This window comes from Kitasatospora sp. NPDC057965, assembly GCF_042887135.1.
Classification (GTDB): domain Bacteria; phylum Actinomycetota; class Actinomycetes; order Streptomycetales; family Streptomycetaceae; genus Kitasatospora.
Map to the genome: position 1 here is coordinate 177800 of NZ_JBHVPZ010000008.1, position 13667 is coordinate 191466.

Sequence of the window (13667 nt, forward strand, 5' to 3'; positions counted from 1 at the left end):
ACCGGTCACCCCCCGAACTCCGGCCGCCAGCGACGCCCGCATTCCCTAACCCTCAGTCATCACCGCAGGTGCCCCAGGGCATCGGCGTCTTCTGCTGGAGAAACCGAAGTTGAGCGCGACCGGATGGATCAGAGAACGGTTCGCCGGGCCGACCCCGGGATCCGTACCCGGCGCGACCGGCACCTGGCCGAGGACGGCACTGTCGCTGCCGTTCATCGGCATGGCGCTGGTCGTCGTCCTCGACTACTTCACCGACGCCGCGGTGACCGTCGAACCGGCGCTCACCGCCGTCCCCGCGCTGGCCGCCGTGGTCAGCCGCCGCACCTGGTACCCCCTCGCCATCGGCGCCCTCACCGAGGCCGCCGCCTTCCTGATGGCCTTCCGCAACGACGTGCTCGGCGAGTCCGTGCACAGCGCCACCGTCTTCGCCATCGTCCTCGTCGCCGCGATCGGCTGGGTCAGCGCCACCCTGAGGCTGCGCCAGGAGCGCCTGCTCGCCGACGCCCAGCTCGTCGCCTCGATCGCCCGCCGCGTCCTGCTGCGCCCCGTCCCCGACCGGATCGGCACCGTGCGCGCCGCCGTCCACTACGCGGCCGCCGCCGCCCACGCCCGCATCGGCGGCGACCTCTACGAGGTCGTCAACACCCGGCACGGCGTGCGCGCCGTCGTCGGCGACGTGCGCGGCAAGGGCCTGGGCGCCGTCGAGACCGCCGCCGCCGTGCTCGGCGCCTTCCGCGAGGCCGCCCACCAGGAGGCCGCGCTCGACCGGGTCGCCGGCTGGCTCGCCGACAGCCTCGACCGCGCCCTGCACGAGAACGACCACCCCGGTGTCGAGGAGGAGTTCGTCACCCTGGTCCTCATCGGCGTGCGCCCCGACGGCACCGCCGAGATCGTCAACTGCGGCCACCCCGCCCCGCTGCTGCTGCGCGGCACCGAGGCCGCCCGCCCGCTCGAACTCGCCGAGACGGTGCCCCCGCTCGGCGTCCTCGACCCCGCCGACGTCCGCCCCCCGGTCCACCGCGTCCCGCTGCTCCACGGCGACCGGGTGCTGCTCTTCACCGACGGCGTCATCGAGGCCCGCGACCGGGCCGGCGCCTTCTACCCGCTCGCCGAACGCCTCCCGCGCTGCGCCCACGGCGGCGGCCCCGTCGACGTGCTGCGCCGCCTGCACGAGGACGTGGTGCGCCACGTCGGGCGCCAGCTCGGCGACGACGCCGCCATGCTGCTCCTCCAGTACGAGCCCCCGCCGGCCGCCGGAACCCCGGCCGCCGCCCTCACCGCCGCGCACGCCCCCGCCGACCCCGACCGCCCGCTCACTCCGCCCGCCCCGCCCGTGCCGATGGTCCCCCAGCAGAACGGGCACCTGTCCCGGCAGTGACCGGTGCGGAGGCCTAGAGGGACACCCGCACCAGCAGCGGCCGGTGGTCCGACACCCCCGTGCGCGGCGCGGACGCCGCCCCCACCGCGGAGCGCGGCACCCCCACCGCCAGCACGTGGTCGAACTGCACCGCCGGCCGGTGCGAGGGGTACGTCGGCGTGCGCACCAGGTCCGACCAGCCCTGCAGCCGCGCCCGCGGCTCCCGCACCCGCCGCCGTCGCGGCTCCACCAGCGCCGGCCGGGCCCGGCGGGCCGCCCGCAGCTCCCGCACCCGCACCCGCGGCGCCGAACGCTCCAGCGCGCTCGCCCCGCCCAGCACCGTGCGCGGCACCGCGCCCACCAGATTGAAGTCCCCCAGCACCAGGTACGGCTGCGGCAGGTCGGCGATCCACCGGCGGATCGCCGCCAGCTGCGCCATGTTCCAGCCCGGCACGAACGACAGGTGCGCGGCCACCACGGTGAACGGGCCGTGCGCGCCCTCCAGGACGGCCGCCAGCGCGGCCCGCGGCTCGTCCGGCACCGGCGTCAGCCCGCGCCGCCCGGCCACCCGCAGCGGCAGCCCGAACGGCGCCGGCGCGAACCGGCGGGCCCGCCAGTGCCGCACCGGCAGCCGGGTCAGCAGCGCCGTGCCGTAGGCGGGCGGCGCGTCGTCGCCGACCTCGGCCGGTCCGTACACCCGGATCCCGGCCGGCGCCGAGGCCTCCGGCAGCCAGCCGGCCACCGGCGCGGGCCGGCCGTGCAGCGCGGCGGCGAACCGCCAGTCGGCGGCGCCCATCGCCTTGGCGGCGACGGCGGTCTGGTCGGTGCCGCCGGAGCGGGCCTGGCCGCGGTCCACCTCCTGGAGCGCCAGCACGTCGGCGTCCAGCGCGGCCACGGCCTCGGCGAGCGGCCCGCCGGGGTCGGCGGGGAAGGGCCGCGGGGCGCCGTCGGGCGCGAGCGGCTGACCGTGCAACAGATTGAAGGTGGCGATGCGCAACTGGCTCACGCCCCCCGACGTTACCCCGCGCCGGTGACGGCCGGACCCCCGGCCGGCTCCCCGCTCGGCTCCCTGGCCACCCCCGGACGGACCCCTCCGGCTTGACCCGTCGAGCATACCCGGTATACATACTCGGTATGTCCATCCGCCACGGCCTGCTCGCCCTGCTCGACCAGGGGCCGCGCTACGGCTACCAACTGAGAACCGAGTTCGAGGCGCGCACCGGCGCCACCTGGCCGCTCAACGTCGGCCAGGTCTACACCACCCTCGCGCGTCTGGAGCGCGACGGCCTGGTCGCCCCCGCCGGGGAGGACGAGGAGGGCCACCAGTTCTACGAGGCCACCGACGCCGGCCGCGCCGAACTGCGCGCCTGGTTCGACACCCCGGTGCCGCGCACCAACCCGCCCCGCGACGAACTCGCCATCAAGCTCGCGATGGCCGTCACCGTCCCCGGCGTCGACGTGCCCGCCGTGGTCCAGGGCCAGCGCCGGCACAGCATCAAGGCGCTCCAGGACTACACCCGGCTCAAGGCCCGCGCCCTGGCCGGTGAGGCCCGCCCCGGTGGCGCCGAGGAGCAGCCCGGCTCCGACCTCGCCTGGCTGCTGGTCCTCGAACAGTTGATCTTCCAGACCGAGGCCGAGGTCCGCTGGCTCGACCACTGCGAGACCAGGCTGGCCCAGCGCGCCGAGATCGAGCAGGCCCGGGCCGCCGAGACCCGCGACGGCCCGGGCCCGGCCGCGCCCACCCGGTTCGGCCGCCGCCGCAGCAAGGCCTGAGCAGCCCGAACCACCTCAACCGCCCGACGTGCCCGAACGACCCGAAGCACCCGCACCACCCGAACCGTGCGAACCACCCGAATCACCGGCCCGCCCGCGCCACCGCGCGACGGCCCCACCACAGCAGGGGGAAACGTGTCCCACACCGGCCCGAGCGGGAACGGCGCCAACGCCGTCCTGCACCTGGACAACGTCACCCGCGTCCACGGACAAGGTGCCGCCGAGGTCCAGGCGCTGCGCGGAGTCGACCTCAAGGTCCACCCCGGCGAGTTCGTCGCCGTCATGGGCCCCTCCGGCTCCGGCAAGTCGACCCTGCTGACGCTCGCCGGCGGCCTCGACACCCCCAGCACCGGCCAGGTGCTGGTCGAGGGCGTCGTGCTCGGCGGACTCAACCGCAAGCGGCTCGCCGAGGTCCGCCGCCGCTCCGTCGGCTACGTCTTCCAGGACTACAACCTCATACCGGCCCTCACCGCCGCCGAGAACATCTCCCTGCCGCGCGAACTCGACGGCCTGTCCGCCCGCGCCGCCCGCCGCGAGGCCCTCGTCGCCCTGGAGGAGCTCGGCATCCCCGAACTCGCCGACCGCTTCCCCGACGACATGTCCGGAGGTCAGCAGCAGCGCGTCGCCATCGCCCGCGCCCTCATCGGCGACCGCCGCCTCGTGCTCGCCGACGAACCCACCGGCGCCCTCGACTCCACCACCGGTGAAGCCGTGCTCGCCGTACTGCGCGCCCGCTGCGACGCCGGCGCCGCCGCCATGATGGTCACCCACGAAGCCCGCCACGCCGCCTGGGCCGACCGCGTCGTCTTCCTGCGCGACGGCCGGATGGTCGACGAGAGCGCCAGCCAGGACGCCGGCAGCCTGCTCGTCGCCGCCGCCGCCAACGCGAAGGGCTCGGTGGGCGAGTGAAGCTCGGTTCCTGGCGGGTCGCCCTGCGCATCGCCCGCCGCGACGCCCTGCGCGCCAAGGGCCGCAGCGCCCTCGTCGTCGCCATGGTCGCCCTGCCCGTGCTCGGCGTCACCGGCGCCGACGTGTTCTTCCGCAGCGCCGAACTCGACCCCGTCGAGAAGATCGAGCGCACCATGGGCCGGGCCGACGCCTCCCTGGAGATCGTCGAACGCGGCGCCATCGTGCTGCAGACCCCCGACCCCGCCGTCGACCGCAAGATCACCACCGTCGACGAGGCGAAGAAGGAGAACGGCAAGCCCGTCCTCACCCCCGAGCAGCAGCGCGGCCTCGACACCCCGCCCGCCGACCTCGTCCGGCAACTGCTGCCCGGCGCCACCCTGGTGCCGCTGCGCGAGGGCCCCTACCTCACCACCAGCACCGCCGAGGGCCTCGCCAACGTCCGGGTCACCGAACTCGACCTGACCGACCCCGTCTGGCAGGGCCGCTACGACATGGTCGAGGGCCGCGCGCCGAGCGCCGACCACGAGATCGCCGTCACCCGGGCCTTCCTCGACACGTCCGGGCTGAAGATCGGCGACCGGACCTCGCCACGCGGCCTCGAAGCCACCCCGTACACCATCACCGGCGTCGCCGAGTACCCAGGCGACCTGCGCGGGCTGACCCTGTTCGCCCGCCCCGGCGCCCTGCTCGACCCGCTCGCCAAGCTGCCCGGCAACGCCGAGTCCGCGCCGCGCGGGCGCACCTCCGTCAGCGAGGAGGTCAACAACTGGCTCGTCAAGCTGCCCGCCGGGACCACCCTCGACTGGGCCAAGGTCGTCGAGCTCAACAAGTACGGCTTCCTCGCCGCCTCCCGCAGCGTGATCCTCGACCCGCCGCCCCGCGCCGAGATTCCGTTCTACGTCTACCAGGACAGCCAGGGCGGCGGCAGCGGCCCCACCCCGTTCCTCGACCGGACCTCGGTCGTCGTCATGGGCACCGTCATGGGCATGGCCCTGCTGGAGATCGTGCTGCTCGCCGGCCCCGCCTTCGCCGTCGGCGCCCGCCGCTCCCGCCGCCAGCTCGGCCTGCTCGCCGCCGGCGGCGGCGACCGCTCCCAGGTGCGCGCCGTCGTCCTCGGCGGCGGCGTGGTGCTCGGCCTCACCGGCGCCGTCGTCGGCCTGGGCCTCGGCCTCGGCCTGGTCGCCCTGCTGCGCACCCGGGCCGAGGAGTTCTCCGGCCAGCGCTTCGGCCATTTCGACCTCCAGCTGCTCGACCTGCTCGGCATCGCCGCGATCGGCCTCGTCACCGGCCTGCTGGCCGCCGTCGTGCCCGCCGTCCAGGCCTCCCGGCAGGACGTCGTCGCCGCCCTCACCGGCCGTGACAACCTCAAGCCGCCCAGCCGCAGGCTCGCCCTGCTCGGCCTGCTGATGCTCGGCGGCGGCTCCGCCCTCGCCCTGCTCGGCGCCACCGGGGACTTCGGCGGCCGCTCCCTCAGCGTCCTCGGCGGCTCGGCGATCGCCGAACTCGGCATGGTCGCCCTCGCCCCCTACCTGGTCGGCCTCTTCGGCCGGATCGGCCGCTGGCTGCCGCTCGGCCCCCGGCTCGCCCTGCGCGACTCGGTGCGTCACCGCGGCCGCACCGCCCCCGCCGTCGCCGCCGTCATGGCCGCCGTCGCCGGCTCCGTCGCCGTCGGCGTCTACACCGTCAGCAGCGACGAGGAGCAGCGCCGGGAGTACGTCGCCTCCGGCCCCGCCAACTCCGTCATCCTCGCCGCCGGCTGGGGCGCCGGCGCCGACGGCTCCATGCTGCCGCAGATGCGCGGCGCCGTGCAGAACAGCGTCCCCGGCCTGGGGACCCGCGCCGACGTCCAGCGCGTCAACTACCAGGGCGACTGCATGGTCAGCCGCAACGGCAACTGCGGCTGGGCCACGCTCGTGCTGCCCGAGGAGCGCCGCTGCCCCGCCTGGGGCCGCCACAGCCTGGCGGTCAGCCCGGAGGAGCTGGACCGGCTCAGCCGTGAGGACCCGCGCTGCAAGTCGGACCGGATCTCCCGCGGAAGCCCCTTCGGCATGGTCCAGGCCGGTGACGGCGCCCTCCTGCGCAACCTCTACGACGTCACCGACACCGCCACCGTCCAGGCCCTCGCGGCCGGCAAGGCCGTCGTCTTCGACGAGCGCTTCGTCAAGGACGGCAAGGCCATCCTGGAGCTCACCGAGCCGAGGGACCAGAACAACCCCGAGGCCGAGCCGGCCGTCCACCCCGTCACCGTCGACGCCCACCTCGCCGACTCCCCGCTGGGCCGCTTCGACCAGGTCGTGCTCAACCCCGACACCGCGCAGCGCCTCGGCCTCACCACCCGCGACACCGGCTCGGTGTGGCGGCCCGAGGCCGCGACCTCCGACGGCGCGGAGCAGAAGGCCCGCGCCGCGCTCGCCAAGCTCACCGACGGCATCCAGTTCGACATCGAGCGCGGCTACCGGTCTCCGGGCAACCTGATCACCCTCGGCCTCACCGTGTTCGCCGGCCTGGTCGCGCTCGGCGCCGCCGGCATCGCCACCGGCCTCGCCGCCGCCGACTCCCAGCGGGACCTGACCACCCTCGCGGCGGTCGGTGCCGCACCCCGGATCCGGCGCACCCTGTCCGGCTTCCAGTGCGGCGTCATCGCCGCGATGGGCGCCGTGCTCGGCACCGTCGCCGGCGTCGTGCCCGCGATCGCCCTGCGCAAGGTCGAGGCCGCCGCGGGCGCCTATCCCGGGATGAGCGCGCAGGAGCAGGCGGCCAAGGCCGTCCTGGTGTTCCCCTGGCTCAACATCGGGGGCACCCTGATCCTGCTGCCGCTGCTCGCGGTGGCGCTGGCCGCGCTGCTCACCCGCTCGCGGATCTCGCTGCTGCGCCGCACCGGCTGAGCCGCTCGCGCCGGCCCGGTCCCGACGACCGGTCCCGACGACCCGTCCCCGGCACCCCGGACGCCCGCGCGCGTCCGGGGTGCCGGACGCCGTGCCGTCGGGGGTGCCGGGGCCGGTGCCGGAGGCATGGGTGACGGACGTAACAGGCCCCGGGGTGCCCACCCTTCGGGACCGGGGCCGCTCGCAGGCACCCGGGCGAACTAAAGTCGTCCGTATGACGAGAACTCCGGACAGCGTCGTCCGCTCCTTCATCGACCAGCACCGGCCCGCCTTCCTCGCGGACCTCGCGGACTGGCTCCGCATCCCCTCGGTGTCCGCCGACCCCGGCCGGGCCGACGACGTGCGCCGCTCCGCCGAGTGGCTGGCCGCCAAGCTGCGCGACACCGGCTTCCCGGTGACCGAGGTCTGGGAGACGGACGGCCTGCCGGCGGTCTTCGCCGAGTGGCCCTCCGGGGACCCGGACGCGCCGACCGTCCTCGTCTACGGCCACCACGACGTGCAGCCCGCCGCCCGTGAGGACGGCTGGGCGACCGACCCGTTCGAGCCGACCGTGGTCGGCGACCGGCTGTACGCCCGGGGCGCCGCCGACGACAAGGGCCAGGTGTTCTTCCACACCCTCGGTGTGCGCGCCCACCTGGCCGCCACCGGCCGCACCGCGCCGGCCGTCAACCTCAAGCTGCTGGTCGAGGGCGAGGAGGAGTCCGGCTCGCCGCACTTCGCCGACCTGGTCCGCCGCGAGGCCGACCGGCTGGCCGCCGACGTCGTGATCATCTCGGACACCGGCATGTGGTCCGAGACCACGCCGACCGTCTGCACCGGCATGCGGGGCCTGGCCGACGCCCAGATCGACCTGTACGGGCCGGACACCGACATCCACTCCGGCTCCTTCGGCGGCGCCGTGCCCAACCCGGCCACCGTCGCCGCCGAGCTGGCCGCCGGCCTGCACGACGCCGACCACCGGGTCGCCGTCCCCGGCTTCTACGACGGCGTGGTCGAGCTGACCGACCGCGAGCGCGCGCTCTTCGCCGAGCTGCCCTTCGACGAGGCGGCCTGGCTGCGGACCGCCAAGTCGTACGGCACCCGCGGCGAGGCGGGCTACTCCACCCTGGAGCGGATCTGGGCCCGCCCGACCGCCGAGGTCAACGGCATCTGGGGCGGCTACACGGGCCCCGGCGGCAAGACGATCGTGCCCGCCTCGGCCCATCTGAAGCTCTCCTTCCGGCTGGTCGCTGGGCAGGAGGTGGAGAAGGTCCGCGAGGCGGTCCGCTCCTGGGTGGCCGACCGGGTGCCCGAGGGCATCCGGTACGAGCTGGTCTTCCCGGGCGCGACCCGCCCCTGCCTGACCCCGCTCGACCACCCGGCGCTGCAGTCCACCGTGCGGGCGATGGGCCGGGCGTTCGAGCAGAAGATCCTGTTCACCCGTGAGGGTGGCTCCGGCCCGGCCGCCGATCTGCAGGACGTGCTCGGCGCGCCGGTGCTGTTCCTGGGCATCTCGGTGCCCTCGGACGGCTGGCACTCGGTGGACGAGAAGGTCGAGCTGGAGCTGCTGGCCAAGGGCGTCGAGACCGCCGCCTACCTGTGGGCCGACCTGGCCGAGAACTGGCGGCCGGGCGGCGAGCACGCGTGAACCTCGGGCGCGCGGGCACACCGGGTCGGGCACGTCCCGACCCGGTGGCCCGGGTGAACCGACCGTGGGACCCGAACCGTCCGGAAGACTCATCACGTGGGGATGGAACAGTTGAGCACCGTGCCTGAGACCGAACGCCCGCTGCACCTGGCGCTGGCCCGGGCCGGGGTGGACCGGGCGGCCCAGCACCGGTTCGACGAGCCCTGGCTGGCGGCCGCGTGGAGCCACCCGTCCACCAAGGTGCTGCCGATCGCCGGCGGCGAGGCGTTCGTGGTGGACACCGGGCAGGGGACCGAGCTGGTCCTGCTGCCCTCCTTCGAGGCGCCGCAGAGCGGCGACCGGTACTTCCTCGGCACCGACGAGGAAGGCGTCTCCTACTTCGCGCTGGCCGGCGAGAGCCTGCCGGGCCGGCTGGACGGCGACGCCCGTCCGGCCGGGCTGCGCGAGGTGGGCGCGCTGCTCTCCGACCGGGACGCCGGACTGCTGGTGCACGCCGTCGCGCTGGAGCACTGGCACCGGCTGCACAGCTTCTGCTCGCGCTGCGGCCACCCGACCGAGAAGGCCGGTGCCGGGCACGTGCGGCGCTGCACCTCCTGCGCGGCCGAGCACTACCCGCGCACCGATCCGGCGGTGATCATGCTGATCACCGACGAGCAGGACCGCTGTCTGCTCGGCCGTCAGGCGCTGTGGCCGGAGGGCCGCTGGTCGACGCTGGCCGGCTTCGTCGAGCCGGGGGAGTCGATCGAGCAGGCGGTGGTGCGCGAGGTGCACGAGGAGGCCGGGGTGCGGGTCGCCGAGGTCTCCTACGTGGCCAGCCAGCCGTGGCCGTTCCCGTCCAGTCTGATGCTGGGCTTCCTGGGCCGGGCGCACCCGGAGGGCACCGGGATCACCGTGGACGGCGAGGAGCTGGCGGAGGCGCGCTGGTTCTCCCGGGACGAGCTGCGGGCGGGCATGGAGGCGGGGGAGATCCTGCCGCCGTCGGGGATCTCGATCGCCCGTCACCTGGTCGAGCTCTGGTTCGGGGAGCCGCTGCCGGCGGCGGCCCGCTGGTAATTCCGGCGGGCGGTTCACGGAGCGTTCCATGGATTGGGGGCGCGCGGAGTTGATCTGCGCGCCCCCAATTTCCTTTTCGAACCCTTCTCCCCAGGATGTTCGTAACCGGAGCGGCCCTGTCCAGTACGGTCCGCGGGGCCTTGGCGAGCGGAGTCACCGATCCCGGTCGACTTTGCCGCAAACGCCTGAAAGCCCCTCACCCGGCTCGCTACATTCACTCGGGTGACAATCCCCCGGGGCACCGCCCAATCCCCCAAATACCAGCGCCTCGCCGCCGACCTGCGCCGCCGGATCGCCGAGGGCGAGTTCACCACCGCGGCCGCACTCCCGGTCGAGAGCGAACTGGAACGCCAGTACGGCGTCGCCCGCAACACCGTCCGCCTCGCCGTCGACGTCCTCGTCAACGAAGGCCGGCTGGTCCGCCTCCAGGGCAAGGGCACCTACCTGCGCGAGCACCCCGTGCTCGACCACCGCGCCTACGGTCCCGCCCCCCGCCTCGACCCGCAGGGCGCCGCCCCGCACGACTGCCTGGCCGTCCCCAGCGCGGTCTACCGCGGCGAGGCCGCGGAGAGCGGGCGCGAGCTCGGGGTCGACTTCGAGATGATGATCGTCCGGGCCCGGGTCGACATCGCCGAACGGCTCGGACTGCGCCCCGGCGAGGCCATCGTCGTCCGCCGCCAGCTGCGCATGCTCGACCGCGAGCCGTACTCCATCGAGGAGAGCCACTACCGGGCCGGCCTCGCCGCCGGCACCCCGCTTATGGAGCCCGACCAGATCGACGGCGGCGACGAGGCGGTGCTCGCCGCCCTCGGCCGCACCGAGGTCGGTGCCGTCGACCACCTGGTCGCCCGGATGCCCGGGCCCGAGGAGGCCCAGTGGTTCCAGGGCGGGCCGGGGGTGCCGCTGGTGGTCCAGACCCGGGTCACCTACGACCGGCGCGGGCCGGTGCGGGTCATCGAGACCCGCTACTCCGCCGACCGCAGCCGGCTGGTCTACGGCGTCGGCGACCTCGGCGCGCGTGCCTCGCTGCCGGCGCCGGCGGCGCCGGTCGACCCGGCCCGGGCGGACGCGCCGTAGCCGCGGCGGGCGGGCGGGTGTGCGGGCGCGCGGACGGGTGGGCGTGCGCCGGCCCGGCGCCGCGGGGGCGCCGGGCGTCGAGCGCGGGGCGTCAGGCCGCCAGGGCCTTCTTCACCTGCAGCAGGCTCGGGTTGGTCATCACGACCTGCTCGCCGCCGCCGGCCGGCTTCACCAGCACCGTCGGAACGGTCTGGTTGCCGTTGTTCACCGACTCGACGAAGGCCGCCGACGCCGGGTCCTCCTCGATGTTGATCTCGGTGTAGCCGATGCCCTCGCGCTGCAGCTGGCTCTTGAGCCGGTTGCAGTAGCCGCACCAGGTCGTGCTGTACATCGTCACGCTGCCGGACATCGAGGGGACTCCTTCGGTAGGGGAGGGGCCTGCACGGGGGTGCCGCGCGGGTCACGCGGCTCCGGGGGGTCAACGCCCACCGACCGGCGGTCATTCCGCACCCGGACCGGCCGGGCCGCGCCCGCGCACGCCCGTCCGAACCGGCGCGGGGCGGAAGGTGCGCGCCCCCGCGTGCCACTATCCGCCGCCCGCAACGCGATCATCCTGCGATCACACCGCACCTGTGGACAACCCCGCCCGCGATGTCCGCCCGGGCTGAGAGGATGGAACGCATGCAGGAAGACCTCTTGAGCGGCAGCCCGTTCGACGGACACCAGGACGCCCACCGGCCCGGCCACCTCGCCGCCGGCGGCCCCGACGCCGTCCTCGCCGGACTCGACCCCGAACAGCGGGCCGTCGCCACCGCCCTGCACGGTGCCGTCTGCGTCCTCGCCGGCGCCGGCACCGGCAAGACCCGCGCCATCACCCACCGCATCGCCTACGGCGTGCGCAGCGGCGTCTACCAGCCCCAGCAGGTCCTCGCCGTCACCTTCACCGCCCGCGCCGCCGGCGAGATGCGCGGCCGCCTGCGCCAGCTCGGCGCCGAGGGCGTCCAGGCCCGCACCTTCCACGCCGCCGCCCTGCGCCAGCTCCAGTACTTCTGGCCGCGCGCCGTCGGCGGACCCGTCCCCCAGCTGCTCGAACGCAAGGTCCAGCTGGTCGCCGAGGCCGCCGGCCGCTGCGGCCTGCGCGTCCAGCGCACCGAACTGCGCGACCTCACCGCCGAGATCGAATGGGCCAAGGTCACCCAGACCGGCCCCGACGACTACCCCGCCGCCGTCGCCAAGTCCGGCCGCGAGGCCCCCCGCGACCCCGCCGAGACCGCCCAGGTCTACCGGGTCTACGAGGAGACCAAGAGCCGCCGCGGGAACATCGACTTCGAGGACGTGCTGCTGCTCACCGCCGCCATCCTGGAGGACCGCCCCGACATCGCCGACCAGGTCCGCTCCCAGTACCGGCACTTCACCGTCGACGAGTACCAGGACGTCTCCCCGCTCCAGCAGCGCCTGCTCGACCAGTGGACCGGCCCCGGCGGCGGCGCCAGCCTCTGCGTCGTCGGCGACGCCAGCCAGACCATCTACTCCTTCACCGGCGCCACCCCCGACTACCTGCTGGGCTTCCGCACCCGCCACCCCGACGCCACCGTCGTCAAGCTCGTCCGCGACTACCGCTCCACCCCCCAGGTCGTCCACCTCGCCAACGGACTGCTCGCCCAGGCCCGCGGCGAGGCCGCCCGCCACCGCCTCGAACTCGTCTCCCAGCGCGAGGCCGGCCCCGACCCCGTCTACACCGAGTACGAGGACGAACCCACCGAGGCCGAGACCACCGCCCGCCGGATCAAGGACCTGCTCGCCGCCGGCGTGCGCGCCAGCGAGATCGCCGTCCTCTTCCGCACCAACGGCCAGTCCGAGGTCTACGAGCAGGCCCTCGCCGACCTCGGCGTCCCCTACCAGCTCAAGGGCGCCGAGCGGTTCTTCGAACGCCCCGAGGTCCGCGACGCCGGCGTCCTGCTGCGCGGCGCCGCCCGGGCCGCCTCCGACCCCGTCACCGACGGCGCCCCCGACCTCGCCGGCCAGGTCCGCGCCGTCCTCGCCACCCGCGGCTTCACCGCCGAACCCCCCGCCGGCTCCGGCGCCGTCCGCGACCGCTGGGAGTCCCTCGCCGCCCTCGTCCGGCTCGCCGAGGAATTCGAACGCGGCCGCGCCGCCGACGGGCGGTCCACCGACCTCGCCGCCTACGTCGCCGAACTCGACGCCCGCGCCGCCGCCCAGCACGCCCCCGCCGTCGAAGGCGTCACCCTCGCCTCCCTGCACGCCGCCAAGGGCCTCGAATGGGACGCCGTCTACCTCGTCGGCCTCACCGAGGGCACCCTGCCGATCATCTACGCCAAGACCGACGAACAGGTCGAGGAGGAACGCCGCCTCCTCTACGTCGGCGTCACCCGCGCCCGCAAGCACCTCACCCTCTCCTGGGCGCTCTCCCGCTCCCCGGGCGGCCGCGCCTCCCGCAAGCCCAGCCGCTTCCTCGACGGGCTGCGCCCGGGCTCCAGCGCCCCGGGCACCCGCCCCGCCGGGCGCGGCGGGCGGGGCGGCGCCGAGGGCGGCGAGCGCTCCGCCGGGCGCCGGGTCCGCGGCCCGGTCACCTGCCGGGTCTGCGGGCGGGCCCTCACCGAGGCCGTCGAACGCAAGCTGCGCCGCTGCGAGAGCTGCCCCTCCACGATGGACGAGGCGCTCTACGAGCGGCTGCGCGAGTGGCGCGCCGCCCAGGCCCGCGAACAGGGGGCCCCCGCCTACGTCGTGTTCACCGACGCCACCCTGATGGCCATCGCCGAGGACGTCCCCGCCAACCGCCAGGAGCTCGCCGGAATCTCCGGGGTCGGCGCGATGAAGTTGGACAAATACGGGGCGGCCGTGCTCTCGTTGTGTGCGGGGGAGGAGCCCGTCAGGGATCCGGAGGACGTCACGGACGGCCGGCCGGACGAACCGGCCTGAGCCGGTCCGGGGCGATCGCGGCCGACGCCGAGGGGCGTCGCGGAGACCGTCGGGAAACTCGCCGGAAAAATAGTTTGCGCGCCGTACCGGGAGCGCAATAGCCTGC

The 13667-nt window shown here is 75.2% G+C and carries 10 protein-coding genes; 8 read left to right on the forward strand and 2 right to left on the reverse strand.

From position 1 onward, the window contains the following. Positions 1-109: 109 nt before the first annotated feature. Positions 110-1378, forward strand: coding sequence for a PP2C family protein-serine/threonine phosphatase (locus tag ACFVVU_RS13025; protein ID WP_380680581.1), 1269 nt, complete (start codon positions 110-112; stop codon positions 1376-1378). A 13-nt stretch (positions 1379-1391) separates the two neighbouring features. Here ACFVVU_RS13025 and ACFVVU_RS13030 read toward each other — a convergent pair whose 3' ends face one another. Continuing rightward, entirely contained in the window at positions 1392-2363 is a 972-nt protein-coding gene (locus ACFVVU_RS13030; protein ID WP_387789755.1) for an endonuclease/exonuclease/phosphatase family protein, read from the reverse strand. A gap of 128 nt (positions 2364-2491) precedes the next feature. Between ACFVVU_RS13030 and ACFVVU_RS13035 the strand changes: the two genes are divergently transcribed. The 6 genes from ACFVVU_RS13035 (at position 2492) to ACFVVU_RS13060 (ending at position 10681) form a co-directional block, all read left to right on the forward strand. Continuing rightward, positions 2492-3130, forward strand: coding sequence for a PadR family transcriptional regulator (locus ACFVVU_RS13035; RefSeq protein WP_380680587.1), 639 nt, complete (start codon positions 2492-2494; stop codon positions 3128-3130). A 135-nt stretch (positions 3131-3265) separates the two neighbouring features. Further along, complete coding sequence (locus ACFVVU_RS13040; RefSeq protein ID WP_387789757.1) at positions 3266-4039, forward strand: ABC transporter ATP-binding protein; 774 nt, start codon at positions 3266-3268, stop codon at positions 4037-4039. After that, positions 4036-6924, forward strand: a complete 2889-nt coding sequence (locus ACFVVU_RS13045; protein WP_387789759.1) for an FtsX-like permease family protein — start codon at positions 4036-4038, stop codon at positions 6922-6924. The genes ACFVVU_RS13040 and ACFVVU_RS13045 overlap by 4 nt, the downstream gene beginning before the upstream one ends. A 214-nt stretch (positions 6925-7138) precedes the next feature. Then, positions 7139-8551, forward strand: a complete 1413-nt coding sequence (locus ACFVVU_RS13050) for a dipeptidase (RefSeq protein WP_387789761.1) — start codon at positions 7139-7141, stop codon at positions 8549-8551. 102 nt (positions 8552-8653) lie between these two features. After that, the gene (gene nudC, locus ACFVVU_RS13055) at positions 8654-9604 is read left to right on the forward strand and encodes an NAD(+) diphosphatase (RefSeq protein WP_380686437.1); all 951 of its coding nucleotides are present in this window, start codon (positions 8654-8656) and stop codon (positions 9602-9604) included. Between the two features lie 222 nt (positions 9605-9826). Next, on the forward strand, positions 9827-10681 hold the full coding sequence (locus ACFVVU_RS13060) for a GntR family transcriptional regulator (RefSeq protein WP_355363756.1): 855 nt from the start codon (positions 9827-9829) through the stop codon (positions 10679-10681). Between the two features lie 91 nt (positions 10682-10772). On the opposite strand, the gene ACFVVU_RS13065 is transcribed toward ACFVVU_RS13060, so the two are convergent. Further along, entirely contained in the window at positions 10773-11030 is a 258-nt protein-coding gene (locus ACFVVU_RS13065) for a mycoredoxin (RefSeq protein WP_344345785.1), read from the reverse strand. A 263-nt stretch (positions 11031-11293) separates the two neighbouring features. Between ACFVVU_RS13065 and ACFVVU_RS13070 the strand changes: the two genes are divergently transcribed. Further along, the gene (locus tag ACFVVU_RS13070) at positions 11294-13561 is read left to right on the forward strand and encodes an ATP-dependent DNA helicase UvrD2 (RefSeq protein WP_380686439.1); all 2268 of its coding nucleotides are present in this window, start codon (positions 11294-11296) and stop codon (positions 13559-13561) included. Positions 13562-13667 lie beyond the last annotated feature (106 nt).